The organism is Streptomyces siamensis, assembly GCF_039543605.1.
Classification (GTDB): domain Bacteria; phylum Actinomycetota; class Actinomycetes; order Streptomycetales; family Streptomycetaceae; genus Streptomyces; species Streptomyces siamensis.
On sequence record NZ_BAABKB010000001.1, the window covers coordinates 296,287 to 322,204 of the forward strand.

The 25,918-nt window shown below is 71.9% G+C and carries 25 protein-coding genes and 1 pseudogene; 9 read left to right on the forward strand and 17 right to left on the reverse strand.

Going from position 1 to position 25,918, the window contains the following annotated elements; translation table 11 throughout:
• Positions 1–215: 215 nt before the first annotated feature.
• Together ABEB03_RS01250 and ABEB03_RS01255 are read right to left on the reverse strand one after the other, a co-directional pair.
• Positions 216–1,085 (reverse strand): dioxygenase family protein, encoded by an 870-nt coding sequence (locus ABEB03_RS01250; protein WP_345639900.1) that lies wholly within the window; start codon positions 1,083–1,085, stop codon positions 216–218.
• Positions 1,078–2,502, reverse strand: coding sequence for a maleylacetate reductase (locus ABEB03_RS01255; protein WP_345639902.1), 1,425 nt, complete (start codon positions 2,500–2,502; stop codon positions 1,078–1,080). Before ABEB03_RS01255 ends, ABEB03_RS01250 begins: the two co-directional genes overlap by 8 nt.
• A gap of 161 nt (positions 2,503–2,663) precedes the next feature.
• Between ABEB03_RS01255 and ABEB03_RS01260 the strand changes: the two are divergent.
• Both ABEB03_RS01260 and ABEB03_RS01265 read left to right on the forward strand, forming a co-directional pair.
• Positions 2,664–2,897 (forward strand): annotated as a pseudogene (locus ABEB03_RS01260) (CoA-transferase); the annotation flags it as partial.
• Between the two features lie 320 nt (positions 2,898–3,217).
• Complete coding sequence (locus ABEB03_RS01265) at positions 3,218–3,811, forward strand: malonic semialdehyde reductase (RefSeq protein WP_345639906.1); 594 nt, start codon at positions 3,218–3,220, stop codon at positions 3,809–3,811.
• Positions 3,812–4,095: 284 nt separating this feature from the next.
• Here the strand turns inward: ABEB03_RS01265 and ABEB03_RS01270 are convergent, their stop codons facing one another.
• On the reverse strand, positions 4,096–4,761 hold the full coding sequence (locus ABEB03_RS01270; RefSeq protein ID WP_345640578.1) for a DUF2637 domain-containing protein: 666 nt from the start codon (positions 4,759–4,761) through the stop codon (positions 4,096–4,098).
• Between the two features lie 144 nt (positions 4,762–4,905).
• Positions 4,906–5,130 (reverse strand): hypothetical protein, encoded by a 225-nt coding sequence (locus tag ABEB03_RS01275; protein WP_345639908.1) that lies wholly within the window; start codon positions 5,128–5,130, stop codon positions 4,906–4,908.
• 627 nt (positions 5,131–5,757) lie between these two features.
• Here ABEB03_RS01275 and ABEB03_RS01280 point away from each other — a divergent pair.
• Positions 5,758–7,770, forward strand: a complete 2,013-nt coding sequence (locus ABEB03_RS01280; RefSeq protein ID WP_345639910.1) for a calcium-binding protein — start codon at positions 5,758–5,760, stop codon at positions 7,768–7,770.
• A 223-nt stretch (positions 7,771–7,993) separates the two neighbouring features.
• Here the strand turns inward: ABEB03_RS01280 and ABEB03_RS01285 are convergent, their stop codons facing one another.
• Positions 7,994–8,764 (reverse strand): SDR family NAD(P)-dependent oxidoreductase, encoded by a 771-nt coding sequence (locus ABEB03_RS01285; RefSeq protein WP_345639912.1) that lies wholly within the window; start codon positions 8,762–8,764, stop codon positions 7,994–7,996.
• Between the two features lie 178 nt (positions 8,765–8,942).
• Here ABEB03_RS01285 and ABEB03_RS01290 point away from each other — a divergent pair, with 178 nt between their 5' ends.
• Entirely contained in the window at positions 8,943–9,644 is a 702-nt protein-coding gene (locus ABEB03_RS01290) for a TetR/AcrR family transcriptional regulator (RefSeq protein ID WP_345639914.1), read from the forward strand.
• 72 nt (positions 9,645–9,716) lie between these two features.
• Positions 9,717–10,040: a DUF6191 domain-containing protein gene (locus ABEB03_RS01295; protein WP_345639916.1), complete on the forward strand. Its 324-nt coding sequence runs from the start codon at positions 9,717–9,719 to the stop codon at positions 10,038–10,040.
• A 124-nt stretch (positions 10,041–10,164) separates the two neighbouring features.
• On the opposite strand, the gene ABEB03_RS01300 is transcribed toward ABEB03_RS01295, so the two are convergent.
• The 5 genes from ABEB03_RS01300 to ABEB03_RS01320 all read right to left on the reverse strand — a co-directional run bounded on the left by ABEB03_RS01300 (position 10,165) and on the right by ABEB03_RS01320 (position 15,444).
• The gene (locus tag ABEB03_RS01300) at positions 10,165–11,394 is read right to left on the reverse strand and encodes a cytochrome P450 (protein WP_345639918.1); all 1,230 of its coding nucleotides are present in this window, start codon (positions 11,392–11,394) and stop codon (positions 10,165–10,167) included.
• Between the two features lie 58 nt (positions 11,395–11,452).
• Complete coding sequence (locus ABEB03_RS01305; RefSeq protein ID WP_345639921.1) at positions 11,453–12,844, reverse strand: NAD(P)/FAD-dependent oxidoreductase; 1,392 nt, start codon at positions 12,842–12,844, stop codon at positions 11,453–11,455.
• Positions 12,834–13,079: a ferredoxin gene (locus tag ABEB03_RS01310; RefSeq protein ID WP_345639923.1), complete on the reverse strand. Its 246-nt coding sequence runs from the start codon at positions 13,077–13,079 to the stop codon at positions 12,834–12,836. The genes ABEB03_RS01305 and ABEB03_RS01310 overlap by 11 nt, the downstream gene beginning before the upstream one ends.
• 162 nt (positions 13,080–13,241) lie before the next feature.
• Complete coding sequence (locus tag ABEB03_RS01315) at positions 13,242–13,955, reverse strand: hypothetical protein (RefSeq protein ID WP_345639926.1); 714 nt, start codon at positions 13,953–13,955, stop codon at positions 13,242–13,244.
• 145 nt (positions 13,956–14,100) lie between these two features.
• Positions 14,101–15,444, reverse strand: coding sequence for an MFS transporter (locus tag ABEB03_RS01320; RefSeq protein ID WP_345639928.1), 1,344 nt, complete (start codon positions 15,442–15,444; stop codon positions 14,101–14,103).
• Between the two features lie 64 nt (positions 15,445–15,508).
• On the opposite strand from ABEB03_RS01320, the gene ABEB03_RS01325 reads away from it, so the two are divergent.
• Positions 15,509–15,925, forward strand: coding sequence for a MerR family transcriptional regulator (locus tag ABEB03_RS01325; RefSeq protein ID WP_345639930.1), 417 nt, complete (start codon positions 15,509–15,511; stop codon positions 15,923–15,925).
• A gap of 26 nt (positions 15,926–15,951) precedes the next feature.
• Here ABEB03_RS01325 and ABEB03_RS01330 read toward each other — a convergent pair whose 3' ends face one another.
• The 6 genes from ABEB03_RS01330 to ABEB03_RS01355 form a co-directional block, all read right to left on the reverse strand.
• Positions 15,952–17,136: a hypothetical protein gene (locus tag ABEB03_RS01330; protein ID WP_345640581.1), complete on the reverse strand. Its 1,185-nt coding sequence runs from the start codon at positions 17,134–17,136 to the stop codon at positions 15,952–15,954.
• Positions 17,137–17,261: 125 nt separating this feature from the next.
• The gene (locus ABEB03_RS01335) at positions 17,262–18,461 is read right to left on the reverse strand and encodes a bifunctional glycosyltransferase family 2/GtrA family protein (RefSeq protein WP_345640584.1); all 1,200 of its coding nucleotides are present in this window, start codon (positions 18,459–18,461) and stop codon (positions 17,262–17,264) included.
• 362 nt (positions 18,462–18,823) lie between these two features.
• Positions 18,824–19,360 (reverse strand): hypothetical protein, encoded by a 537-nt coding sequence (locus ABEB03_RS01340; protein ID WP_345639933.1) that lies wholly within the window; start codon positions 19,358–19,360, stop codon positions 18,824–18,826.
• Positions 19,361–19,371: 11 nt separating this feature from the next.
• Positions 19,372–19,878 carry a SigE family RNA polymerase sigma factor gene (locus ABEB03_RS01345; protein WP_345639936.1) on the reverse strand — a complete coding sequence of 169 codons (507 nt, stop codon included), beginning with the start codon at positions 19,876–19,878 and terminating at the stop codon, positions 19,372–19,374.
• Positions 19,879–20,179: 301 nt separating this feature from the next.
• Positions 20,180–20,635, reverse strand: a complete 456-nt coding sequence (locus ABEB03_RS01350) for a (2Fe-2S)-binding protein (protein WP_095935558.1) — start codon at positions 20,633–20,635, stop codon at positions 20,180–20,182.
• 10 nt (positions 20,636–20,645) lie between these two features.
• Positions 20,646–22,766: a xanthine dehydrogenase family protein molybdopterin-binding subunit gene (locus ABEB03_RS01355; protein ID WP_345640588.1), complete on the reverse strand. Its 2,121-nt coding sequence runs from the start codon at positions 22,764–22,766 to the stop codon at positions 20,646–20,648.
• Between the two features lie 352 nt (positions 22,767–23,118).
• Here ABEB03_RS01355 and ABEB03_RS01360 point away from each other — a divergent pair, with 352 nt between their 5' ends.
• The gene (locus ABEB03_RS01360) at positions 23,119–23,514 is read left to right on the forward strand and encodes a TOBE domain-containing protein (RefSeq protein WP_345639938.1); all 396 of its coding nucleotides are present in this window, start codon (positions 23,119–23,121) and stop codon (positions 23,512–23,514) included.
• A gap of 39 nt (positions 23,515–23,553) precedes the next feature.
• On the opposite strand, the gene ABEB03_RS01365 is transcribed toward ABEB03_RS01360, so the two are convergent.
• Complete coding sequence (locus ABEB03_RS01365) at positions 23,554–24,030, reverse strand: molybdopterin-dependent oxidoreductase (RefSeq protein ID WP_257004868.1); 477 nt, start codon at positions 24,028–24,030, stop codon at positions 23,554–23,556.
• 173 nt (positions 24,031–24,203) lie between these two features.
• Between ABEB03_RS01365 and modA the strand changes: the two genes are divergently transcribed.
• A complete protein-coding gene (gene modA / locus ABEB03_RS01370) occupies positions 24,204–25,037 on the forward strand; it encodes a molybdate ABC transporter substrate-binding protein (RefSeq protein WP_345640591.1) in 834 nt (277 codons plus the stop codon).
• A complete protein-coding gene (locus tag ABEB03_RS01375; protein WP_345639944.1) occupies positions 25,034–25,906 on the forward strand; it encodes an ABC transporter permease in 873 nt (290 codons plus the stop codon). Before modA ends, ABEB03_RS01375 begins: the two co-directional genes overlap by 4 nt.
• Positions 25,907–25,918: the final 12 nt, after the last annotated feature.

The window sequence follows — 25,918 nt, forward strand, 5'->3', positions numbered from 1 at the left end:
TTGCGCAGGGCGCTGGATGAACTCACCGTCCTGCTGGGTGCGTTGGCGGGCTTGATCGTTCGAGCGGGTGGGAAGGCAGGCGGCTGCCCTGTGACGTACGCGAGGTCGGCGCGCGGTGGCCGGATCGTGCTTCGCCGAGTTCCGGGTCACGTCGCGGGCCGGCCCTCGTTCATGGCGTGCAGACAGCCGACTGCTTACGCGGCGGGGGTGACGCTTCAGTCCGCGGGGAGGAGTTCGAGGACGAAGGTGTGGCGCAGCACCGTGTACGGCTGGTCGGTCGGCCCGCGCCCGGGCCCGGAGTCGGCCGCGTACGTGTCATAGGACGCGACCAGCGAGTCCTTGACCCCGAACACCGGATCCGCATCCAGATACGGGTCGTCCGAAGGGAACAGCATGGTGGTCACGCGCTGGAATCCCGGAGCCTCGATCAGCAGGTGCACATGGGCGGGACGCATGAGCGACCGGCCGGTCGCGCCCATGATCTCGCCGACCGGGCCGTCACCGGGTATCGGGTAGCTGGATGGGCGGATGGAACGGAAGCTGAAGTGTCCCGTCTCCTCGGTCCGGAACAGCGCACGCATGGCCGGGTCGACCCGGCCGGGCACATCCACGTCGTAGTGGCCCTCCGCGTCGCTGTGCCACACGTCCACCGCCGCGCCGGCCACTGGCGCTCCCTCACGGTCGACGACTCGTCCCTCGAAGAACAGCGGGGTACCAGGCAATCCTCCAGAGATGTCGGCGGCGTCGGGAGGCTGCGGCCTGTCGTCCCTGAAGAAGGGGCCGAGGACGCTGTTCTGTGTGGCTTCGGCAGGGCGTCGATTGCTCAGGGCGTCGACGAGCATGGTGACCCCGAGCACGTCGGACAGCAGGATGAACTCCTGGCGCGTCGGGGTGCACATCTGCCCGGTGCGAGTCAGGAAGTCCACTCCCCGGGCCCACTCCTCCTCCGTCAGTTCCACGTCACGGACGAAGGCGTGGACGTGCCGCACCAGCGATTCCATGATCTCCGCGAGGCGGGAGTCCTTGGTGTCCCGCATGGTCGAGATCACGGCCTCGGTGATGGTGTCGCTGGTCAGATCACGCATGGCGTGCTCCCGTTGTGGTCGAGGCTTCGATGACGGAGTCGGATTGAGGATCTTCGTTGCCCGGTGAGACGGACGGCGCTTCCCCGGCCCAGGCGCGGGTCAGCAGGGCGCGGACAGCGATCCGGTCCACCGGTCGCGGATTCCAGTAGCCGTCCCTCATGACGAGTTCGGCCGCCTGCTCGATCCCCGATTCCGGCATGCCGAGGTCCCGCAGCGCCCGGGGGGCGCCGAGCCTCCCTGCGAAGTCGAAGAGACCGGTCGCGGCGTCGTCCCCCGGCAGCGCCTGCGCGATGCGCGCCATGGCCTCCGGGGCCGCCGGCCCGTTGTGGGCGACCACGTGCGGCAGGACGACGGCATGGGTTTCTGCGTGTGGAAGCCCGAACGTGCCGCCCAGTACATGGCACACCTTGTGATGCAGGGCCATGCCCACCGTGCCGAGGCACGTGCCCGCCAGCCACGCCCCGTACAACGCATCCGCCCGCGCGGCCACGTCGTCCGGACGCCGCGCGACGACCGGAAGGGATCGGATGAGGGAGTCGAGTGCTTCACCGGCCATCAGGAAGGCGACCGGGTCCCGGTCCTGTGCATAGAGGGCCTCGACGGCGTGCGCCATGGCGTTGATGCCGCTGACCACCGATGTCGCCATGGGAAGTGTGAGCGTCAGGTCGACGTCGTACACCACCGTGTTGAGCAGCACTTCCGGCAGCCGTCGGGTCGTCTTCCTGCGGCCTTCGGTCTCCCCGAGGATCGGCGTCATCTCCGAGCCCGCGTAGGTGGTGGGTAGCGCCAGCTGCCGAAGACCGGTCCGTACGGCGATGGCCTTGCCCAGGCCGATGGTCGATCCACCGCCGAGGGCGAGCACGGAGTCAGCTCCCACGGTTCTGGCATACGCGACCGCCTTCTCCGTGACGTCGACCGGGGTGTGCGCAGCCGCTTCGGTGAAAGTTCCCGCTGCTGCGGCACCCAGCAGGTCGCGCATCTGGGCCGCCTGCTCCACTTGACCAGGGGTGCACAGGATGAGCACCCGGCGGCATCCGAGAGCATCGGCTTCTTGCGGAATGCGGCTGCGCGTACCGCTGCCGAAGACCACCTTGGTGATCTGCCCCCGGTGCACGAATGTCTTCATGAGAATTTCCTCGGTCCTACCACTCCTGTATTCATGGAGGGAAGCGTCGACACTCGGATGATGTGCGTCAATAAGAACTGTGAGTGATAACGCGGATCGGCGCGGGAATACCCTTTTCGCGCGACGTGCACCGACCCGGCGGCCTGTGGATCGGATGCGATATCCCTCATCTGCGGGATGCCGATGGATGCCCAGGCGTTGCAGCGTGGAAGCACGTGTCTGACGGGTGGGACGCGACGCGAGGAGGCGGGCGGGTCCGCGGCGGATCCGCTCCCGCAATTCCCACGACATCCGCAACGATATTGGAGAGCCCGGCCGAATCCTTGATGTTGCGTCACGAAAAGCAGCGTCCGGTGGGTCCACATCGGCGAGAGGCAGAACAAAGGAAGACGGATGAGGTGGTCGCCACGGCTTTGGAGGCTGTTTCGGATCTGCCGGAGGGTGCGTCGTCGCGGGCCGCGAAGGGCGACCAGCACGGCAACCTCGTCTTCAGCAGGTCCACCCGCGACTTCAACCCGCTGGCCGCCATGGCGGGCAGGGTCACGATCGCCGAGGTCGAGGAGCTGGTCGAGCCGGGCGACATCGACCCTGACGCGGTGCACCTGCCGGGCATCTCCATACAGCAGGTGGTGGCTCCGACATCACGCCGCACCACCCTGTGCTGCTCGCCCCGGACGATCAGGTGAAGGGCCATCAGCCTTAGGGATCGCGGGGTTCATCCAGACCGCTTCCTTTGTGGCACGCTCCGGTTGGCCATCCAGCAGCAAGGATCGCGCGAATAGGCGATGCCCCTGGCCGGCCGCCTGCCCGAAGCTGGTCGCGATGCCAGCGGACCGCAGGGCGCGGCCGCGTCGACGCCGGTTTTTTTCGAGGCCGTCGGTCCAGGCGGCGTCCCCGTCGAACGCGCCCGCGCCGCAGGCGCACCAACACCGCCGTGAATCGGCCGGGCGTCAGCGCCCGACTCTTTTGCGCACATCATCCACCATTGCCGAGATAGGGATGCGTCATGTCTCTCGCACTCCACCCCGCCGCCCAGGACCTTCTGTTCCGAGAGGCCCGGACAGCCAATACCTTCACCGATGAGCCGGTGACCGACGAACAGATGAGGGCCATCTACGACCTCGTCAAGTACGGCCCCACCTCGATGAACCAGCAGCCGCTGCGGATCGTCCTGGTCCGCTCCGACGACGCGCGGCAGCGGCTGGTGCCGCATCTCGCCGAGGGCAACCAGAAGAAGACCGCCACCGCCCCGCTGGTCGCGATCCTCGCCGCGGACAACGAGTTCCATGAGGAGTTGCCGACCCAGTTCCCGCACTTCCCGCAGGCCAAGGACCTGCTCTTCACCGAACGCGTGGTGCGGGAGAGGTCCGCTGCGCTCAATGCAGCGTTGCAGGTCGGTTACTTCATCGTCGGCGTCCGCGCCGCTGGTCTGGCGGCCGGCCCGATGACGGGATTCGACGCCGAGGGGATCGACAAGGAATTCTTCGGTGACGGCGAGCACTCCGTACTGGTCGTGGTCAACATCGGCACACCCGGAGATGCCGCCTGGTTCTCGCGCAGCCCGCGCCTGGCCTACGACGAGGTCGTCACCACTGTGTGACGCCGGGCGCGCATCTGAGAGCGCGAGTTCGATTCTCGTCCCCCGCTCCATGAAAGAGGCCCAGGTCATCGACCCGGGCCTTTTCGCTGTCCGCTGCGAACACGCGTTGCATGCCGGGTGCGCGCCGGAACGCCGACCGTCCGGATCACCCTGTTCAGGGCATCGAACTTCCGCCCCGCGCACCCGACTTCGAGCCCCGGCAGACCGACCGCGTCACAACGCTCACTACTGGCCGAGGCGGCCCGCTCCGCTCCCCGCGCGGACCGGCCCCGGCCGGGTCCGCGCTAGTGGCGGTGACGGCGTGACGCCTGCCGCGGCGGCAGGGTCAAGGTGATCTGCCGGACGAGCTGCTGGAAGCACGCCAGGGACGCCACAGCGGGCAGGGCGGCTCCGGCGATACCGGTGAGGGTCTTGTCGGCCTCAGCCACACACAGCGTGATCGCCACGGAGGAGAACAGCAGAACGATGAACCATGAGTGCATGGCCCGGCGCCGATGCAGCGCGGTTCGCAGGATGGAGAGAGAGGCCACCATCCAGGGGCCGTACACGAGAATCGGCCACTGAGGGATCGTCCCGCTCCGCGATCCGGACGAAATGCCCTGCAGAGGCGCGTAGGCCGCCATGCCGCCGAAAACGCTGACCATCGCCACGATGACGGCAATGAAGGCGAGGATGATCAGGCTGCCCGTTCGCAGCCACTTGATCCGGGGTCTTCTGACGCGAATCTTCCGATGCCCGGCAGAGGATTTCCGGATGGGTGGAAGCTGGGCGGTGATCTTCGCCAGATTCTCCATCGGGTCGTTGAACTCGACGTCGGGTACCGACTCGCTGCGCGGTGGCGGAACCATGGCCACCGGCTCCGCCGGAACGCCCGCCGGCTCCGCCGGAACGGCCTCCTGCAAGAGGTACGCGAGTTCCTCGACCGGGTCCCAGCCCGAGTCGGGGGGCATCACCAATGGCGCCCCTGGGTGTGAGGCATCGACAGGGGTGTCGTGCCAGCCGGCACCCGACCCATATGAGTATGCGTCGGAATACCATTCATGCTGGGCAAAGGAGGGATCCGCATACTCTCGGTTCACAGAAATGCGCCCCCTTTACACACGGTCCGCGTGACGGTCGAACTTTTCCTGACTGTTCCACCGTTGGTCCAGCTCCTCCTGCAGTGCCTCCAGCAGCACAAGGAACTCGCGGAGCAGCGACTCACCGACCTGCACTTTGACTCGCGCGTCACCCTCACGCAAGGCGTTACGCGGCACGAGCGCCGAGTGTGCCACACCAGTCACGTAAGCGTATTTCTCCGCTTTCGCGTCACGGGTCACGAGCGGTTTACCCTCCCCCGTGTCGCAGCGAGGCATGCCATGAGGCCTTGCTTTCGTCATATCCCGCTAACGCCGCTCCCACTGCTCCAGATGCGCGGCAAATGAGTGACCCTAGCGCAGGGGAATCGTTGAGGAGAACATTTCTTCATTCATGTCCACCCGCGCATCGCTCCGCGCGCCGTGAGTCCAAAGGGTTGTCTTCTAAAATCCTCTTGCGCCGGAAAGAGAAGTCGTTGTGATGACCTTCACAGCGTGACGTCGAGGAGTCGTCGCCCCGTCGTGGTCGACGGTCGTCGGCCGAGGATCGGAGGCCCGTCTCGACCGGTGCGGTCGTGCTGGTGCCGGAGCCCGAGGAACGCCAGTGGCCGTCGACGGAGGTGTGACGGCCCTGAATTCCAGGGTGTGTGCGTGAAGCAGGCAGGCTTCTCGAACTGGCGCTGTGCGCGGGGGAGTTCCGGTCGTTCGGTCGACGGGTGTCTGGTGTGCGGAGGCCGGTCCTGGTGCCGGACCCCGGGCACCGCCGTCGGCGCACGCCCTCACCCCCGGGTGTGGATTTCGGCGTCCAGTGAGCGCAACGCGGCCCAGCGACGGACGGAAGGCCGTACGTCCGCCGCGAAGCTGCGGCCCATGCTGATCTCTCATCTGCGACCGGCGCTGCGCGCGTACCGGGGAAGACGCCGCCGGCCACGGTCGGTCCTGGCCGGGCTCGTGGCAGCCACCGGCCTGGCGCTCGTCCTCGCCCTGCCCGGCACCGCGGCCGCCGCCCCCGGCGACCTGGACCCCGCCTTCAGCGGCGACGGCAAGGTCCTCACCGACTTCGCCGGCACCGACTACGCCGACGACGTGAAGGTGCAGCCCGACGGCAAGGTCGTCTCCGTCGGCTCGTCGGACGGCGACTTCGCGGTGGCCCGCCACAACGCCGACGGCACCCCGGACACCGGTTTCAGTGGCGACGGCAAGGTGACCACCGACATCAACAACGGCCAGTACGACGAGGCCCACGGGGTGGCGGTGCAGCCCGACGGGAAGATCGTCGTGGTGGGCACCAGCTGGCGGGACTTCGAGGACTGCTGCTGGTTCACGGTGGCCCGCTACAACGCCGACGGCAGCGTGGACACGTCGTTCGGCACCAACGGCAGGGTCCTCACCGACTTCGCCGGCCCGACCGAGGCCATGGACGTGGCGCTGCAGCCGGACGGCAAGATCGTCGCCGCGGGCTATTCCGGCGGCCGGGCCGCCGTGGCCCGCTACCTGGCCAATGGCGCCCTGGACCCGAGTTTCGGAACCGGCGGCATGGTGGCCACCGACCCGTCACCCGGATCGCTGGAGGAGGGCGGCGATGCCCGCACCCTGGCGTTGCAGTCCGACGGAAAGATCGTCGTCGGAGGCGAAGTCGGCACGACCCGCTTCGATTTCGTCCTCATCCGCTACAACGCCAACGGCACCCTGGACACCGGCTTCAGCGGTGACGGCATCGAGCGGACCGATTTCGGCGACTACGAGTCCGTGGAGGGGCTGGCGGTCCAGTCCGACGGCAGGATCGTCGCGGCCGGGGGAAGCGGCGGCAGGTTCGCACTGGCCCGCTACAACGGGAACGGCAGCCTGGACACCACCTTCGGCACCGCGGGCCGGGTCCTCACGCCCGGTGGCGGCGGGGCCCAGGACGTGGTGCTGCAGTCCGACGGCAGGATCGTCGTGGCGGGCAACAACGGGCCCGGCGGCGACTTCGCGGTCCTGCGGTACGGCACCGACGGGAGCCCGGACAGCGGCTTCGGCACCGGCGGCCTGGTGACCACCGACTTCGGCGGCAGCGACCAGGCCCGCGGCGTGGCGCTCCAGTCCGACGGAAAGATCGTCGCCGCCGGTCAGGGCGGCCCGAACACCGACTTCGCGCTGGCCCGCTACCAGGTCGCCGGCACACCGCCGCCCCCGCCCGGGGTGGACCTGGCGGTCAAGAAGACCGGCCCCGCAACGGTCAGCATCGGCGACCGGCCGACGTACACGGTGACCGTGACCAACAACAGCACCACGGCCTCCGCCACCGGCATCCAGATGTCCGAGACGCTCGGCGGTCCCGCCGCGTCGATCACCTCGGTGACCACCACCCAGGGCACCTGCACCCGGACCGCCACGACGGCGAACTGTGCCCTGGGCACGCTCGCCCCCGGAGCGAGTGCCACGGTCAAGATCGCCACCGAGCCGCGGGCCAGTGGCACCCTGTCCGACCGGGCAACGATCAGCGCCACCCAGACCGACCCGGCCCCCGGCAACAACTCCGCCACGGCGACGACCACCGTCAACAACAACCGCGGCTGCACGATCATCGGCACCAGCGGCGACGACACCATCAACGGCACCTACGGCAACGACGTGATCTGCGCCCTCGGCGGCAACGACACCGTCAACGCCGGCTTCGGCAACGACACCGTGTACGGCAACTACGACAACGACCGCCTCGACGGCAGCTACGGCACCGACACCCTGAACGGCGGCCCCGGCAGCGACAACCTGCTCGGCAACTACGGCAACGACAACCTCGACGCCGTCGACAACGTCTCCGGCAACGACACCGCCAACGGCGGCTTCGGCACGGACACCTGCACGGCGGACACGGGCGACACCCGGATCAGCTGCCCCTGATCGTCACAGGGGGCTTCCGCCGAAGGCCGTCACCAGTACGGGTGACGGCCTTCGGCGTGCGCAGGGTGAACGGAGCGCCGATTCCCCCACCACAGGCCGCCGACGCCTGGGCGGTACGGCGCCACGGCGGTACGGGGGCCGAGGCGCGAGGATCGGGGGTCGAGGCGTGAGGGTCGGGGTTCGGGGGTCGGGGATCGGTGCGCGAGGATCCCGGATCCCCGCGCTAGGCCGCGACGACCGCGACCCCCGTCCTGCCTCCGTCGACGTCGACCACGGTCCCGTGCACGAAGGCCGCCTCGTCGCCGGCCAGCCAGACCACGGCGTGCGCGATGGCGTCCGGCGTGCCGACGCCGCCGGCCGGGGTGCCCTTCATCATGATCTCGCCGGGATGCGGCTCGGCGCCCTCGGGAGCCGGGGGCAGGATCACACCCGGCGAGACGGCGTTCACCCGCACGCCCATCGGCCCGAACTCCGCGGCCCAGGCCCGCGTGAGCGTCTCCATGGCTCCCTTGGTGGAGCTGTAGAGCGCGCCGAGGGGAACGGCCAGGCGCGCGATCCACGAGCCGAGGTTGACGACCACCCCGCCGCCGGACTCCGCCATGGCCGGGGCGACGGCGGCGGTGAGGAAGAACGGCGCCTTCACATTGACGCCGTAGACCTTGTCGAACGTCTTCTCGTCGGTGTCGACGGTGCCGGGGGCCGGGTAGATGCCGGCGTTGTTCACCAGGATGTCGATCCGCCCGCCCAAGGTCGCACGGGCCCGGTCGGCGAGGTCCCGGGAAGCCTCCGCGCTGCCGTCGAGGTCCGCCGCCAGGAAATCGGCCCGGCCGCCGGCCGCCCGGATCCCCTCGACGACCTGCGCACCCCGTTCCTGATGGCGCCCGGACACGACGACATGGGCGCCCTCGGCGGCGAACGCCTCGGCGATCGCCTGCCCGATATTGCTGGTCGAGCCTGTGACCAGCGCCGTCTTGTTCCGCAGTCGTTCAGCCATGACGCGCTCTCCCTTGTCTCGCGGTGTGCGGACCACTGTGCGTCGCAGAAAATGGACCAGCAAGTCCAGACTGGGAGGGGTCCCTCGGGGAGGCTGCGGACCCGCGGAGCCGGGCCCGCCTGCCGTAAAATGGACCCGTCGGTCCATAGCTGTCCAGCCGAGGAAGGAGGGGAGGCCGATGTCGGACGCCCCGACCGCGAAGGGCCGTGCCACCCGGGCCCGCATCGTCGAGGGGGCCGCGGAGGTGCTGCGCGAGCAGGGTGTCGCCGTCACGACGCTCGACGACATCCGCAGCCGCACCGGCACGAGCAAGAGCCAGCTCTTCCACTACTTCCCCGACGGCAAGAGCGAACTGCTGCTGGCCGTGGCCCGGTTCGAGGCGGACCGCGTCCTGGAGGACCAGCAGCCGTACCTGGGATGCCTGGACTCGTGGCAGGCCTGGGGCCGGTGGCGGGATGTCGTGGTGGAACGCTACGAACGCCAGGGCGACTCCTGCCCCTTGGGCGCCCTGTTCCTCCAGGTCGGCCGGTCCAGCCCGGGAGCACGGGCGATCGTGACCGAGCTGATGCGCCAGTGGCAGCGGGAGCTCGCCCACGGCATGCGCGCCCTCCAGGCGAACGGCCTCGTGTCCACGGCCCTCGACGTGGACCGCACGGCCGCCGCGCTGCTGGCGGGCATCCAGGGAGGCGTGACCATCATGATGTCCACGGGCGACCCGACCCATCTGAAGGCGGCACTCGACACCGGCATCGAGCACCTGCGCGCGAGTGGCGCCGAGGCGGGAGCCGAGCGGACCGCGCCCCTCGAGGGGTCGGTGGGTCAAGATGGATCACCACCGTGGAATGGAACCGGTGAACGGCGTCGTCGACGCTCCGGATGAAACCGGACTCGGCATTGCCACGGGTGCTGCCCATGCTCTGGGCATCGGCCCTCGCGTGCGGATACTCGGGTCATGGAATTCGCCGTCCTCATGACCCTGCCCGGGCTGGTGATCGCGCTGACCGCCGTGGCGTTCGCCGACCAGTTGTTGCTCCGGGCCGGGCGGGCCGGGCTGCTGCCGTGGCGCAACGGGGCACGACAGGGGCAGATATCGGCGACCGGCTTCGAGCAGCTGCACGCGAGCCTGTCGCCCGGGAAGCAGGACGAGCTGAAGGAGCGGCAGTCCTCGCTGGTGATGCGGGACGACGAGGAGGACGGCGCGCCGCCCCACCGCACGACGGTGGACCTGGAGGGAGGGGTCGCGGTCGTCCGGATGCCGCACGCGGGTCGGGGGTAGGGCCCCGGACCGAAGGCGGTGGCGCCCGTCGCACGCGCGACCGCGCCCGGCCGGTGGCGCGGAGCGGACCGGCCGGGTGGCGCGTGGCGCGGAGCGGACCGGCCGGGTGGCGCGGGCGGTGGTGTCAGCGCAGGGCGTCGAAGGTGATCTCGAGGTGGCGCGGGCCGCGCAGGACCGCGTTCGGGCGGTAGGGCGGCGGGTCCTCGACGAGACGCGGGTTGTCGAGCCGGCGGGCCAGTTCGGCCAGGGCGATCTGGGCCTCCAGGCGGGCCAGCGGTGCGCCGAAGCAGCTGTGGATGCCGCTGCCGAAGCCCAGGTGCTGGATGTCCTCACGGTCCGGGTCGAAGCGGTCGGGCTCGTGGAACCGCTCCGGGTCCCGGTTGCCCGCGGCGAGGACGAGCCAGATGCGTGAGCCCTTCGGGATGGTGACCCCGCGCAGCTCGATGTCCGCGATGCAGGTGCGCTGCGGCACGAGCTGCACCGGCGGTTCGTAGCGCAGGAGTTCCTCGACGATCTTCACGGACAGGCCCGGGTCGTCGCGCAGCCGCCGGAGGTACTCCGGGTGACGCAGCAGGGTGAGCATGCCGTTGGTGATCAGGTTGACGGTCGTCTCGTGACCGGCGATGAGCAGCAGCACCGCGGTGCTGAGCACTTCCATCGTGGTCATCGCGCCGTCCGGACCGTGACTGTTCACCAGGTCGGACAGCATGTCCTCGCGCGGTTCCCTGGCGCGCTGCTCCACCAGCCCGTTCAGGTACATGCCGAGCTGGAGCCGGGCCTCCTGCGCGGTCTTCATGGACTCGGCGCTCGTACGGGTGTCGGGGTCCAGGCCCGCCACGATCGGGTCCACCCAGGAGCGGAAGCGGGGTTCGTCCTCGCGCGGCACGCCGAGGAGCCGGCAGATCACGGTCACCGGGAAGGGGTACGCGAACTGGTCGACCACGTCGATCTTCCGCGCGTCCCCGAACCCGTCGATCAGGTCGGTGACGATCTGGGCGAGTTCACCGCGCATGGAGTCGATGCGGGTGGGCCGGTGCGGGGGACCGAAGGAGCTGTTGGCGATCCGCCGCAGCCGGTCGTGCTCCGGCGGGTCGAGCCGGATGAAGCTCGGCGGCAGCCCCGTCGCCTCCGGCCCGGACAGCTCGTCCTCGCTCGCGACGGCGAGGTTGGTGAAGTCGGAGCTGATCCGCGGGTCGTGGAGCAGGCTCTCGATGTCCCAGTACGAGCTGATGACGTACGGACCGCCCTCCTCCTCGTGCAGCACCGGGGTCTTGCGGAGCTCCTCGTACAGCGGATACGGGTTGGCGCGGTTCGCGAAGTCGGTGATCTGGCGCAGGAGCGGGGCTTGCGACATGAGTGGTCCTCGGTGGCGTGCGGGTCCGTGGGGACGTGGAGCGGGGGCGGGACTCCGGTCAGTGGCGGGCCGGGGTGAAGACCAGCTGCCGGTCGGACGGCGAGTAACCGCTGAGGGTCACGGTCGGGCCGTGCGTCGGCAGGGACGGGTCGGGGAACGCGGCGTCGACCGGCTGCCGGCCCTCGGGACGGCGGTCGACGGTAGGGAACTCCACGGGGAACGGTGCGCCCCGTTCGATCTGCCGCTCGTAGAACTCCAGCCACCGCGTGTTGTCGAAGCTCACGGCGGCGATGATGCGTCCCTGATAGCCGTAGACCCCGACGAACCTGCGCTCGGCCAACGAGCCCTGCGTGATCATGATCTGCTCGCCCATCGGCGGGACACCGACCGACTTGATGTTCACCCCGAACTGCGAGGACCAGAAGGCGGGCACCCACAGGTGCGGACGCCGCTCGGCGCTGGGACTGATCATGTTGTGCGCGGCGACCTCGGCCTGGGCCACGGCGTTGCCCCAGTGCTCCAGCGAGAGGAACTGGTAGCCGAACAGCGCGTGCGGGGACCGGGCCACGTCGCCGGCGACGAAGATGTCGTCGGTGACGATGCCCCGGAAGTCGAAGGCGCGGCAGCCCGCGTCGCAGGCGATGCCCCGGGGCCCCGCGCCGAGCCCCGACCCGGTCAGCCACTCGGTGTTGCGCATCGAGCCGAGCGAGACGACCACGAGATCCGTCTCGACGACGCTCTCGTCGGAGAGGTGGGCGGCCTTCACCCGGCCCACCGAGTCGCTCTCCAGTCCGGTGACCATGACGCCGGTGCGCAGGTCGACGCCGTTCTCGTGGTACAGCTCCGCGGACACCGAGCCGATCACCCCGCCGAGGGCGCCGACCAGGGGTGCGCCCGCGCGTTCCGCGACGGTGACCGCGAGGCCCATCTCCCGGCAGGCCGAGGCGACTTCCGACCCGGCGAACCCGGCGCCGATGATGAGGACACGGCGCGGGCCGGCCTTGAGCCGCCGGTAAAGGGCGGCGGCGTCGTCCCGGGTGCGGAGCAGGAAGACGCCGTCCAGGTCCGCCTCCGACTCCTTCGGCCAGGGCCGGGCGCGGACGCCGGTCGCGATCAGCAGCCGGTCGTACTCGACCTCGTCCCCGTCCGCGAGCCGTACCCGCTTGGCCGTCATGTCGAGCCCGGCCGCGGCGACACCGAGGCGCCACTTCGCGTCGATCTCCCTGCGCCGCGGCAGGTCGGTGTGCAGGGCGGACGCCTTGCCGAGCAGGACGGCCTTCGACAACGGCGGCCGGTCGTACGGGTCGTAGGGCTCGTCGCCGATCATGGTGAGGGAACCGGTGAAGCCCTCGGCGCGCAGGGTCTCCGCGGCCCGCAGGCCCGCGAGCGAGGCGCCCACGATCACGATCCGGCCCTCGCGCCTGAACCAGTCCAGATAGTCAGTGGGCATCGGACGACTCCCGGGCGGCCTCGTCGGACCCGGCGCCCGCGCCGTGCAGTCCGTCGGCCGTGATCGCCTGGACGGGGCAGGCGGCGACGGCGCGCGCCAGCTTCTCGCGCTGTTCCTCCTCGGCCCGCGGGTTGTAGACCAGCGCCTCCTCGCCGTGCATGGAGAAGACGTCCGGCGCGAGGAACGCGCACTGCGCGTATCCCTGACATTTGTTGAGATCGACGACAAGTCTCATCGACGCTTCGACCTTTCGACGGCAGGGTCCGTTGCGCACCGCCTGTTCGGCGTTCGCCCGGGGACGGGGTCCCGGTCATCTCCCGCAAGTCAGCTTGGGTGCCGGGCGGGTCCCGCGCCCGCCGGGAGTGGCCGATCGGGTGAGGACACCGGGCCGGGGGCGTCAGTCCGCCGCGGGGATCCGCGCGCTGCGGCCCGCCACCACGAAGATGTGGGCGCCGATGATCAACGACCAGGCGGGAAAGACCAGTTCGGCCCAGGGGACGTTCGACGAGACGAACAGCAGCGTCAGGGTGGTGAGGAAGCCGAGCACGGTGAGCCAGCGGGGCAGGACGCCGAGGCGGTGCCCGATCACCGACAGGGAGCAGGCGAAGACCGCCGCCATCCGCATCGCGTACCCGGTCATCAGGGTGTAGGCGAAGTGACGGCCGAAGTCCCAGGTAGGCAGCGAGGGGTTAGTGCCGGCGGGGTGTGCGGTGGACAGCACGGCCCCGGCCGCCGCGGCGGCACCGAACATGCTGGCGGTGAAGACCAGCCCGCTGCCGAGGAAGACGGTGGCGAGGAACTTGTCCTCGCCCTCACCGACGTGGGCCCGTACGGCGCCGACGAACCAGAGGAAGAAGATGCCGGCGAACGGCACGAGGGCGAGGGCCGTCCGCACGGCGGTGCGCCGCGCCGAGTCGCTGAACCCCTGGGGCGTGACCCCGTCGGCGCCCTCGGGAATCCCCAGCCGGATCAGCACGATGGCCGCGGCGAGCAGCAGCGCGAACACGATCCCGGCGAGCCCGGCCGCCCGCGGGGTCTGGAGCCCGGCCGTCCGCCGGGTCTGCGGGGTCCGCCCCGACGGCGTCCGTCGCCCCGGGCCCGTTGTCTGCATGCGCCGTTCGCCTCCTCCGATCAGGTCCCCGGCACCATGCAAGCCGTCTCCCGGACGGCGGCGCCACCGGGAGACGGCCGAACGGCACACGTACGCCGCCACGGGCCCGGCGTGCCGGGCGTGGCTCCGGCCCGGGCCGCGGGGTTCAGGACCCGCCAGGCCGCCGGGCGGGGAAGCCGTGCGTCCGGGCTCCGGCCACGACGAGCAACGCCGGTACGAGGAGCGCGAGGACGCTCCACGGGAAGGCCCCGGCGCCGCGCAGGTCGAGCAGCAGACCGCCCACGGCCCCGCCGGCGGCCATGAACGAGTTCCAGGTGGTGACCAGCAGGGCCTGCCCCCGGTCGCCCCCGGCGTCGGTCACCGCGGTCTGCAGGAGGGTGGCGACGCCGCCCCAGCCGAGCCCCCACAGGACCACGGCGGTGTAGACGACGGCGGGGTGACCGGCGAGCAGCGCGAGCAGCGCGGCGGCGGCCAGGAACAGGGCGGCGCCCGCCACGGTGAGCGCCCGCAGCCGCCGGTCGACCCACGCTCCGGTGACCCAGATGCTCAGCAGGGAGGCGATGCCGAAGACCAGCAGCACGGTGTCGCGGGAGTCCCCCATGCCGTGCGCGTCGAGGAACGTGGCGATGTACGTGTAGAGGATGTTGTGGGCCAGCACATAGGTGGCGACCACGAAGAGGACGGGCACCACCCCGGGCAGGCGCAGGGCTCCCAGCACGGGCGCGCGGTGCTCCGAGCGTTGCCCGGGGTGGTCCGGGACCGCCGCCGCGATCCAACCGACCAGGACGACGGCGACCGCGGTGACGAGGCCGAAGGTCAGGCGCCAGCCGAACGCTCCGCCGAGGAACGTCCCCACGGGGATGCCCAGGGAAAGGGCCAGCGGGATGCCGGCCATGGTGATCGCGATCGCCCTGCCCCGCAGCCGGGGCGGCGCCAGCCGGCGTGCGTAGCCGACCAGTTCGGCCCACACGACGGCCGCGGCCATGCCCGCGACGAACCGGAACACCATGGTGAGCGCGTAGTCGGACGAGAAGGCCGTGACCGTGTTGGCGGCGGCGAAGGCCCCCACCGCCGTCAGCAGCAGCCGCTTGCGCCGCCATGCGGCCGTCGCCTTGGACAGGGGTATCGCCGAGACGCCCGTGGCGATCGCGTAGACGGTGAGCGCCTGCCCCATCGCGGACTCGCCGACCGACAGGTCCCCGGCCATCTCGGGCAGCACGCCCGCGGGCAGCGCCTCGGTCAGCACACCGAGGAACGCGGCGGTGGCCAGGGCCAGCAGGGGGGAAAGGGGCAGCCGGTCGCCCTCGCCCCGGGCGGACGACGCGGACGACGCCGACGGGAGGGAGGAGCGGGACTCGACGGAGGAGCCGGGCCGGGCCGAGGACCCGGATGACGCGGTGGGATCGGCAGGAGCGGCACGCTCGGCCGGAGCGGCGGGCCCGGGCTGCTCATGGGGCTCAACTGGCAGGTTCCGCTGGGAAGTCGACATGCGGGTATGGTCAAACCCTCACACTGATGTGAGGGTCAACCCGGTCCGTCATGAGGTGAGTCACATGCGCATAGGCGAGCTGTCCGAGCGTACCGGCACCCCTCGCCGGCTCCTGCGCTACTACGAGGAGCAGGGACTGATCGTCCCCGGCCGTTGCGCCAACGGTTACCGGGACTACGCCGAGGCCTACGTGGACCGGGTCCTGCAGATCAGGGGGCTGCTCGACGCCGGGCTGCCGACCCGGATCATCAAGCAGATCCTGCCCTGCCTCGGGCGGCCCCGGACGATCGAGATACCCGAGGCGACCCCGGAGACGATCGCCACGCTGGAACGTGAACTCGACCGCATGACCGCGCGCATCCGCTGCCTGTCCCGCAACAGGGACGCCGTCGCCGACTACCTCGACGCCGTGCGCGCCGGCCCCGTCGGCGCGGGCGGCGCGGGCGGTGCGGGCGGCGCGGGCGGTGCGGGCGGCGGCTGAGGACGCCCGTCCCGCCCGAACACGGCCTACGGGACGCCGAGTTCGAACAGGACGTACCCCGCGTACGACCCGGACGCCACCGCGGCGACGCCGAGCAGTGTGATCTGGAGGGGCAGCGCGAGGCGGCGCAGGTGGAGGGCGAGCGGGACGAACAGCGGGAAGGCCGGCAGCAGATAGCGGGAGATGTTGCCGAATATCTGCTGGCTGCCCAGCACGAGGGCGACGGTCAGGACGGTGTGGACGACCAGCACCACCGGGGGACGCAGCCGGATCAGGAGCGGGATCAGCAGCAGGGCCGCCAGGACGACGGCGACGCCGATGACGTCCTCGAAAGGGAACGCGAAGAGGTAGTCGAAATGGCCCACCGCGACCGAGCCGAACACGTCGAGGCTGTGCCGGCCGTAGTCGAAGGTGTGGGCCCAGGCACCGGTCTGGAGCTTGAAGTAGCCGCCCCAGTCGCCCATGCGGTGGCCCACCCAGGCCAGATAGCCGGCCAGGCCGAGCGGGGCGACGGCGATGGCGGCGACGGGACGCGCGACACCGTCCTGGCGGCGTACGAGCGCGAGCAGCGCTGCCACGGTGAGGGCGGCGATCAGCGCGGTCGCGGTGGGACGGGTGAGCCCGGCGGCACAGGTGAGGAACCCGGCGGTGAGCCAGCGGCGGCTCATCACGGCGTGACAGGCCCAGGCGGCGAGGGCGACGTACAGGGACTCCGAGTAGCCCGACCACTCCGTGCCCGAGCCCGGCCAGACGGCCCACAGTCCGGCCGCGGCGAGCCCGGCACGGGGTCCGCCGATCCGGGCGGTGACCGCGTGGATGCCGAGCGCGGCGACGAACGAGGTGACGACCGACACCAGCATCCCGGCGCCGTACAGGCCGAGGCCCGTGCACTCGGAGACGAGCCGCATCAGGGCCGGGTAGAGCGGGAAGAACGCGGCCGAGTTCCCTTCGAGGGTGATCAGTCCCCTGGCTCCGGGGACGGGGACGAGCGCCGGGTCGTACCCGTGCGCGGCGATCTGCTGGTACCACCAGCCGTCCCAGCTGGCCAGCACGTCCCAGGGGTGGGCGCCGCCGCCGAAACGGGGGTTCTTGGTCCGGTAGTCGCCCGCGGAGTGCAGCAGATACATGAAGACGGAGAAGCCGACGAGCTTCAGCGTCCCGTACAGGGCCAGCACGGGACCGTACCGGCCGGCCGTACGGCGGACGAGCAGGTTCCACCGCTCGGTCCGCGGCCGACGTGGTGCCGGCTCGTAGGCGGGTACGGCCTCGGCGGCGCCCGCGGTCACGGGGTGCGGCCCTTTGCCGGTGACGGGCGGGGCCGTCTGCGTGGTGCGGTTCACGAGCCCTCGGCCCCCGTCCGGTCTCGGCGGGACCGGACGGGGAACACCCAGGCCCGGAAGAGCAGGAAACGCAGGAGCGTCGCGGCCAGGTTGGCGGCGACCAGCACGACGATCTCGGTCATGTGCGCGGCCCCGGGCGCCAGCCGGTGCAGGGCGGCCAGCGAACCCGCGGTGAGGGCCAGGCCCACCAGGAACACCAGGAGTCCCTTGGCCTGGTGACGGACGGCGCCGCCCCGGCCGCGCAGCCCGAAGGTGAGCCGCCGGTTGGCGGCCGTGTTCGCCAGCGCGCAGACCAGCAGCGCCAGCGCGTTGGCGGCCTGCGCCCCGGCCACCGGGCGCAGGAGCGCGTACAGCAGCACATAGCCGGCGGTGCTCACCGCGCCCACGGCGGCGAAGCGCGCCAACTGGCCCGCCAGCGCGCCCCGTGCTCCCCCGTCGGGGCCGCGGCGCAGTCCGGACGTGGGCAGCGTGCCGCGGGCCAGCGCCCGGCCGATCCGCGCGATGCCACGCAGGTCGGCCAGCGCCGTGGAGAGGATGTCGACCCGGCTGTCGGGGTCGTCCACCCAGTCGACGGGCACTTCGTGGATGCGCAGCCCGGCCCGCTCGGCGATCACCAGCAGTTCGGTGTCGAAGAACCAGCCCGAGTCCTCCACCAGGGGCAGCAGCCGCTCGGCGACGTCACGCCGCACCGCCTTGAACCCGCACTGCGCGTCGGAGAAGCCGACGGCGAGCGTGGAGCGCAGCAGGACGTTGTAGCAGCGGGAGATGACCTCGCGCTTGGGTCCGCGCACCACCCGCGAACCGCGGGCCAGGCGGGTGCCGATGGCGATGTCGGAGTGCCCGGAGATCAGTGGGGCCACCAGCGGCAGCAGCGCCGACAGATCGGTGGACAGGTCCACGTCGAGATAGGCGAGCACCGGGGCGGGCGAACGCGACCACGCGGTGTGCAGCGCCCGGCCCCGGCCCTTCTCCGCCAGCCGCAGCCACTCCGTCTCGGGCAGCTCGGCGGCGAGCCGGGCCGCGATCCGCGGGGTCGCGTCGGTGCTGGCGTTGTCGGCGACGGTGATCCGGAACGGGTACGGGAACGTCTCGCGCAGATGGGCGTGCAGCCGCCGCACGCTCGGCTCCAGGTCCTTCTCCTCGTTGAACACCGGGACGACGACGTCGAGGACGGGCTCCCGGTGGTGCGCGGACACCGGCGTCCGCAGCGGCAGCCCGTCCGTGGGGCGGCGGTCCGCGGGGCACCGGTCCGTGGGACGGGCGTCCGGGGCACGGCGGTCCGTGGGACGGGCGTCCGGGGCACGGCGGTCCGTGACACCGCCCTCCGGGTGCCGGCGGTCCCCGGAGGGGCGGCTCATGAGGGGGTCCGTCAAGGCGGTCGTCCCTGCTTTTGTCACGATCGATCCGTATCTGTCTTCTGTCGCGGAGCGTGCCGAGGTCGTCGACGGCGCAGCCGCGATCACGGAAGGGGGCCGGTCAGGGGTCGGGGCCCGAAGGCGGGCCGGAGGTCGGGAGCCGCCAGGCCGGGGCCGGCGGTCGAAGGCGGAGGCGTCGGCCGCTAGCCGGGGTCGGCCGAGCCTTCGAGCGCCGACGACTCGACGGTCGAGGGCGTGGTCGTCGGACTGACCGGCGGGCTCGGCCGGTTCGTGGCCGAAGGCGGTGGCGTGACGGCCCTGGTCGTGGTCGTCGTCGGGTCCGGCGTCACCGTGGCCGAACCGCCTGTCGTGGTCGCCGACGGGGGCGGTCCGGAGGTCTCCTCATCGGGCCCCGCGGTGTTCGACGCGGTCGAGGAGGGCGCCTCGCTCGGCGACACGTCCGGCGTCGGCGACGGGGTCGTGTACGGGTACGACGGACTCGTCATCGGCCGGGGGACGGGTCCCTGCGGCTGGTCCCGGCCGGGGTCGCGGGGCAGCAGGAACAGGCCGATGCCCAGACCCGCGACCGCCAGGACGGACCCCACGGCCCTGCGGGCCGCGCGCGCACGGCGGCGGGCCCGGACACCGTCCCGCAGTCGGACCTGGTGCTGCGACTCGAAGGGGGCGTACTCCTGGGAGTCGCGCATCATGCGCGCGAGCTCCCGCTCGAAGTGATCCATCGGACTCCCCTTCACCCCACCGGCTCGATGACATCGGCCAGGAGCCGGCGCAGCCGCGCCACACCCCGTGACGCATGGGACCGGGCCGTGCCCACCGGGCACCCGAGCGCCTCCGCGACCTGCTTCTCGGGCAGGTCCTGGTAGTAGCGCAGCACCACCGCGGCGCGCTGCCGCGGCGGCAGCTGGGCCAGCGCCGCCTCCAGCCGCGACCGCTCCACCACGGAGGCGGACACATCACCGTCCTCGGCCCGTTCGGGGACCTGCGCGACGGGGTTCTCGCCCCACCAGCGACGGCGGGCCGAGCGGGCCGCCGCGCGTGCCAGGACCGTGCGGACGTACGCCTCCGGGGCCTCGTCTGCGATCTTGGGCCAGACGAACCAGAGCTTGACGAGGGCCTCCTGGAGCAGGTCCTCGGCCCGGTGCCGGTCGCCTCCGACGAGCAGCCGCGCGAGATGGAACAACGCCGACCAGCGGGCTGCCACGAACCCGTCGAACCCGTCGGCCCGGGCCTGCTCCATCCGCATCGTCCCCCGCTCTCGCCGGCTCCCCCACCAGGGACCCAGCTCCCTGCACCAGGGATAAAGACACTGGCCCCCGCCCCGCGATGCACTCCGTCGCTGTGATCCGGGTCACGCGGGTGACGGGGCGGGGCGGGGCGCCGGGCCGCGGCGCACCTGAACGGGGGTGCGGGCGCGGCGTATCGGGGTGCGCGTGGGTCGCCGAACGGCGGCACGCGGGCCGCGGAACAGGGGCACGCGGGCCGCGGGACAGAAGGGTGCGGGCCGCGGCAAAGGCGTGTGCGGGCCGCGAACCCGGGCGCTAGGAGGCCGGGCCGACGCTCTTGATCGCCTCGCGGATACGGCAGTACGTGCCGCAGCGGCAGACGTTCTCGATCCGGTCGATGTCGGCATCCGTCGGGCTGGACGTCCGCTTCAGCAGGGCCACCGCGGCCATGATCTGCCCGGGCTGGCAGAAGCCGCACTGCGCGACGTCGTGGTCGATCCAGGCCTGCTGGACCGGGTGGAGCGTGTCGCCGTCGGCCAGCCCCTCGATCGTGGTGACCTCGCGGCCCCGGCAGTCCGCGACCGGGACGACACAGGGCTGGATCTCGGCGCCGTCGAGGTGGCTGGTGCAGGCACGACAGACCCCGACCCCGCAGCCGTACTTGGGCCCGGTGACGTGCAGCAGGTCGCGCAGGACCCACAGCAGCGGCATGTCGGCCGGCGCGTCGACGGTGACCGGCTTCCCGTTGAGGACGAAGGAGTAGGAGGGCATCGGCACCGTCTCAGAAGGTGAGGGGGAAGCGGCGGGGGCGGGTGCCCGTCGCACGGGCGTAGGCGTTGGCCACGGCACCCGCCGCGGCCGGGACGCCGAGTTCACCGGCACCGCCGGGGGCGCCGGTGGAGGGCATGATGTGCGCCTCGAAGCGCAGCGGGGCGTGCCGCTGGCGGGCGTAGTGGAAGTCGGCGAAGCTGCCCTCGCGGACGGCGCCCCGGTCGATGTGCAGTCCGGCCCGCAGCACCGTGGAGATCCCGTCGACGGCGGTGCCCATGAGCTGGGCCTCGAGTCCGCGCGGGTTGACGGCCGTTCCGACGTCGGCGGCCATCACCGCGTGGGTCACCCGCGGTTCGTCCGGGTCGGTGGCGTCGATCTCCACCAGGCAGGCCACGCAGGATCCGTACTCCTCGTGCACGGCCACGCCCTGGGCCCTGCCCCTGGGCAGGGCGCGGCCCCAGTGACCGGCGCTGGCGACCTTGTCGAGGACGGCCCGGACCGCCTTGTTCCTGAGCGTCCTGCGCCGGAACGCGACCGCGTCCTCGCCCAGGCTCGCGGCGATCTCGTCGACGACGATCTCCTCCGCGGTGCGCATCGTCCCGGAGTCCACCGACCGCCAGGCGCCCAGCGGCATCGCGAGTTCGACGGAGCCGGATTCCTCTTTGACGCGGCCGAAGTTGTACAGGCCGCTGTCGCTGGGCAGCGGGCCGGACCGCGGCGTCCGCCCACCGCGGGAGGCGGCGCGCACCGCGCCGGACCGCCCGCCCCGCACCGCGAAGCCGGACTCCTCGAACACCTCGCTCACCGACGCCGTCGCGTGGGTGAACGCGACCACCTGGCCGCCGGCGTGACTGGCCCGGATGCGGTGGTGGCTGGCCGGGCGCATCCGGCCGTGCCGGATGTCGTCGTTGCGGCTCCACATCAGCTTCACCGGCCGGCCGGCGGCCTTGGAGACGAGAGCCGCCTCCACGGCGGCGTCGTAGTTCAGACGCCGTCCGAACGAGCCGCCGCCCCGCATCACATGGACCCTGACCTTCGATCCGGGAAGTCCGACGGCGGAGGCGATCGTGTCGCGCGCGTCCGTCGGCGTCTGCGAGGAGAACCAGATCTCGGCCCGGTCCGCGCGCACGTCCGCGACCGCGGTCAGCACCTCCATCGGAGCGTGGGAGACGAAGGCGAACTCGAACTCCCCTGTCACCTGGCGGGTTCCGAGCAGCGGCGTGCCGAGCGGGGGGACGGCCGCGCGGAGCCGGGCGCGGACGGCGTCGTCGGACAGGGCGGCGAGCGGGCCCGGCGCCCAGGTGATGCGCAGCGCGTCCCTGGCCCGGAACGCGTGGTGGAAGGTGTCGGCCACGACGGCCACACCGCCCGCGGCCCGGACGACCGCGTGGACGCCCGGCATCGCGCGGGCCGCCCGGCTGTCGACGGAGACGAGCTTCCCGCCGAGGGTCGGCGGCCGAGCCACCACGGTCGGCTTCGCCCCGGCCACGGTCAGGTCCCCGGCGTAGGTCGCCTTTCCGGTGACGATGTCCCGCGCGTCGACACGGGTGGTCGGCCGCCCGATCACCCGGTGCCGGGACGCCGGTTTCGGCTCGGCGGGCACGGCGGGCCGGTGGATCACCGCGGCGGCCGCCGTCAGGGACCCGAAGGTGGCGGTGCGTCCGTCGGGGGCGACGACCATGGTGTCCCGGGTGCGCAGCAGGCGCGGCGCGAGGTGCCACCGCCGGGCGGCGGCCGTCACCAACTTGGCGCGGGCGGTGGCGGCCAGGGCGCGGGCGGGGTCGTACAGCGACGAGACGGAGTTCGAGCCGCCGGTGTACTGGTTGCCTTCCTTGCGGGCCTCGGCGAGCGGGATGTCGACGTCGGCGAGCCGGGCGTCCAGCTCCTCGGCGATCATCATGGCGACGGCGGTGGTGATGCCCTGGCCGACCTCGACGCGCGGCAGCCGTACGACGACCCTGTTGGCCGCGGTGACCTCCAGGACGAGCATCTCCTCGTCGGTGCCGGTCACCAGCACGTCGGACGGGCCGCCCGCACCCGCTCCGGAGGGTTCGGCGCCCTCCGCCGAGGACGCGTCGCAGCCGAGCGGCGCCGCGACGGTCAAGGTGGACGCCGCCAGCGAGTAGACCATGAACTTCCGGCGGGACAGCGGACGGGCCAACTGACGCTCCTTCTCCGGGCATCCGGTTCCGCGACGGAAGGTCCACGACCGGGATGCGCACGACGGGCACGCGTACGACTGGTAGGAGGCGCGAGCCGGGCGAGAGGTTGCGTCCGCCGGCCACCGGGTCGGGCCGCCGCGCACCGTCCACTGTCCGCCGCGCACCGCCCGCCGCCCGCGTGACGGCACCGGATGTACGCGTGCGCTCCGGGGCCGGGCACAGCATGCGACCCCCCTCACCGGGACCGCGCCCGGCATCCGCCCGCCGTCGCCGGGGCCCGGTGCGCGTCCGGCCGTGGGAGCGGCGGATATCTTGGCGCGCATGCAGTCCTACACCATCGGGCAGGCAGCCCGGCTCCTCGGCGTCAGCCCCGACACCGCCCGCCGATGGGCGGACGCCGGGCGCGTGCCCACGCACCGGGACGAGGGCGGGCGGCGGCTCATCGACGGGCGGGACCTGGCCGCGTTCTCCGTCGAACTCGCGCAGACCGGCGGGGAGGACGGGACCGCCTCCCACACCTCGGTCCGCAACGCCTTCCCGGGCATCGTCACCGCCGTCAAGCTCGGCGACGTCGCGGCGCAGGTCGAGATCCAGGCGGGCCCGCACCGGCTGGTCTCCCTGCTGACCCGGGAGGCCGTGGAGGAACTCGGCCTCGAGGTCGGCGTGGAGGCCACCGCGCGGGTCAAGTCGACCAACGTGCACATCGACCGCACGTGACGCGCCGTCCCCGCAGCGACGGGGAACGGGAGCCGGGAGCTACGCCCAGGACGGGTAACGCCCGTCCACGCGGATCGCGTTGATGCCGCTGATGTGCCGTGCGCCGCAGCGGTCCTGCGGCAGCACCAGCTGGGGACCGGCCCGGTCGAGCGGGGTGTCGTCGATGCCGACCGCGAGCAGTACGGGGGCGTGCGCGAAGTCGGGGTCTATCTCGGCCCACGTGAGCAGGGCGTGATGGCCGTCCGCCCCGGTCACCGCGATGAGGAAGCGCAGCCGGTCCTTGCGGCGGGCCGGGTCGAAGCCGGGCCCGGCGTCGCGCAGGACGTCATGCAGCAGGGGGCCCGCGAAGCGGTGGTGCTGCACACCGCTGGTGGCGCACTCGAAGCTGACACCGACCCGGTGCTGCGGCCAGGCCAGCAGGTCGGGCACCGTCAGCCGGACGGGCCGGGCGAGATCTCCGGTCAGGGAAAGCTCCGCCAGTGGGGGAGCGGGTGGCTGGGTCGCGGACTGGCTCACGGGCACCACCTCCCGGAGGACCGTACCCGGCAGGAGGACCCGTACAAACGCACATGCGTACATCCCATCGCCGATCACATTGCTCATGCGATGCGACAGGAGACTTCCGGCTGGTATCTGCGTAAGTATGATCTGCGTATGCCTGCCTGAAGCCACGAGGGAGTAGAACCGTGATGACCCGATCCGCGCGCCGGACCCACCGCACCCGACCCCTGCAGGTCGCAGCCGTCGGTGCCGCCGCGCTGCTGGCCCTGAGCGCCTGCTCCTCCTCCGACGACTCCGGCTCGGGCTCCACGAAGTCCGACTCGTCCGCCTCGTCGTCCCCGAAGCTCTCCGGCACGGTCACCGTCTTCGCCGCCGCCTCCCTCAAGGAGAGCTTCACGGCCCTGGGCAAGGAGTTCGAGAAGGAGCACCCGGGCACGAAGGTGACCTTCAGCTTCGGCGGCAGCGACACGCTCGCCGCGAGCATCACGGGCGGCGCCCCGGCGGACGTCTTCGCCGCCGCGAGCCCGAAGACCATGGCGATCGTGACGGACAAGGGCGACGCGGTCGGCACCCCGTCCACCTTCGTGCGCAACCAGCTGGAGATCGCCACCCTGCCCGGCAACCCGGACAAGGTCGCCTCCCTGAAGGACCTCACCAAGTCCGGCCTCAAGGTGGTCCTGTGCGACAAGACGGTGCCGTGCGGCGCCGCCGCGCAGAAGGCGCTGGACGCCAGCAGCCTCAAGCTCACCCCGGTCTCGTACGAGCAGGACGTCAAGAGCGCCCTGACGAAGGTCGAGCTGAAGGAGGCCGACGCGGCCGTCGTCTACAAGACCGATGTGAAGGCGGCGGGTGACAAGGTGGAGGGCGTGGAGTTCCCCGAGTCGGCCAAGGCCATCAACGACTACCCGATCACCCTGCTCAAGGACGCGCCCAACGCGGCCGCGGCCAAGGCGTTCATCGAGCTCGTGCAGTCCGCCGAGGGCCAGAAGGTGCTGACCGCCGCCGGGTTCCTCCAGCCGTGACGCAGCTGGGCAAGGCCGATGCCGCGGCCGACGTGCTCGCGGGTGGCGACACCCGCGGGGACGGGCCGCGGCGGCGCGCCGGGGTGCGGCGCGGTGCCCCGCTCCCCCTGCTGCTGCCCGCCCTCGTCGGCCTCGCCTTCCTGCTGCTCCCGCTGGTCGCCCTCCTCGTCAGGGCCCCCTGGGGCAGCCTGCCGGAACAGCTGACCAGTCCGGAGGTCTGGCAGGCGCTCCAGCTGTCGCTGATCACCGCCACCGCGGCCACCGCGGTGAGCCTGGTCCTCGGTGTGCCGCTCGCCTGGCTGCTGGCCCGCACGGACTTCCCCGGGCGCGGGTTCGTCCGGGCGCTGGTGACCCTGCCGCTCGTCCTGCCTCCCGTGGTGGGCGGTGTGGCGCTGTTGCTGGCCCTCGGGCGCAACGGCGTCGTCGGGCAGTGGCTGGAGTCGGCCTTCGGCATCACGCTGCCCTTCACGACGGCCGGCGTGGTCGTCGCGGAGGCGTTCGTGGCGATGCCGTTCCTCGTCATCAGCGTGGAGGGCACGCTGCGGGCTGCCGACCCCCGTTACGAGGAGGCAGCGATGACGCTGGGCGCCTCCCGTTTCACCGCCTTCCGCCGGGTCACGCTGCCGCTGATCGCACCAGGGATCGCGGCGGGCTCCGTACTGGCCTGGGCCCGCGCGCTCGGCGAGTTCGGCGCGACGATCACCTTCGCGGGCAACTTCCCCGGCCGTACGCAGACCATGCCGCTGGCCGTGTACCTGGCACTGCAGAGCGATCCGGCCGCCGCGATCGCGCTGAGCCTGGTCCTGCTCGCGGTGTCCATCGCGGTCCTCGCCGGGCTCCGGGACCGCTGGATGACGGCGGCGTCATGACGGACCGGACGA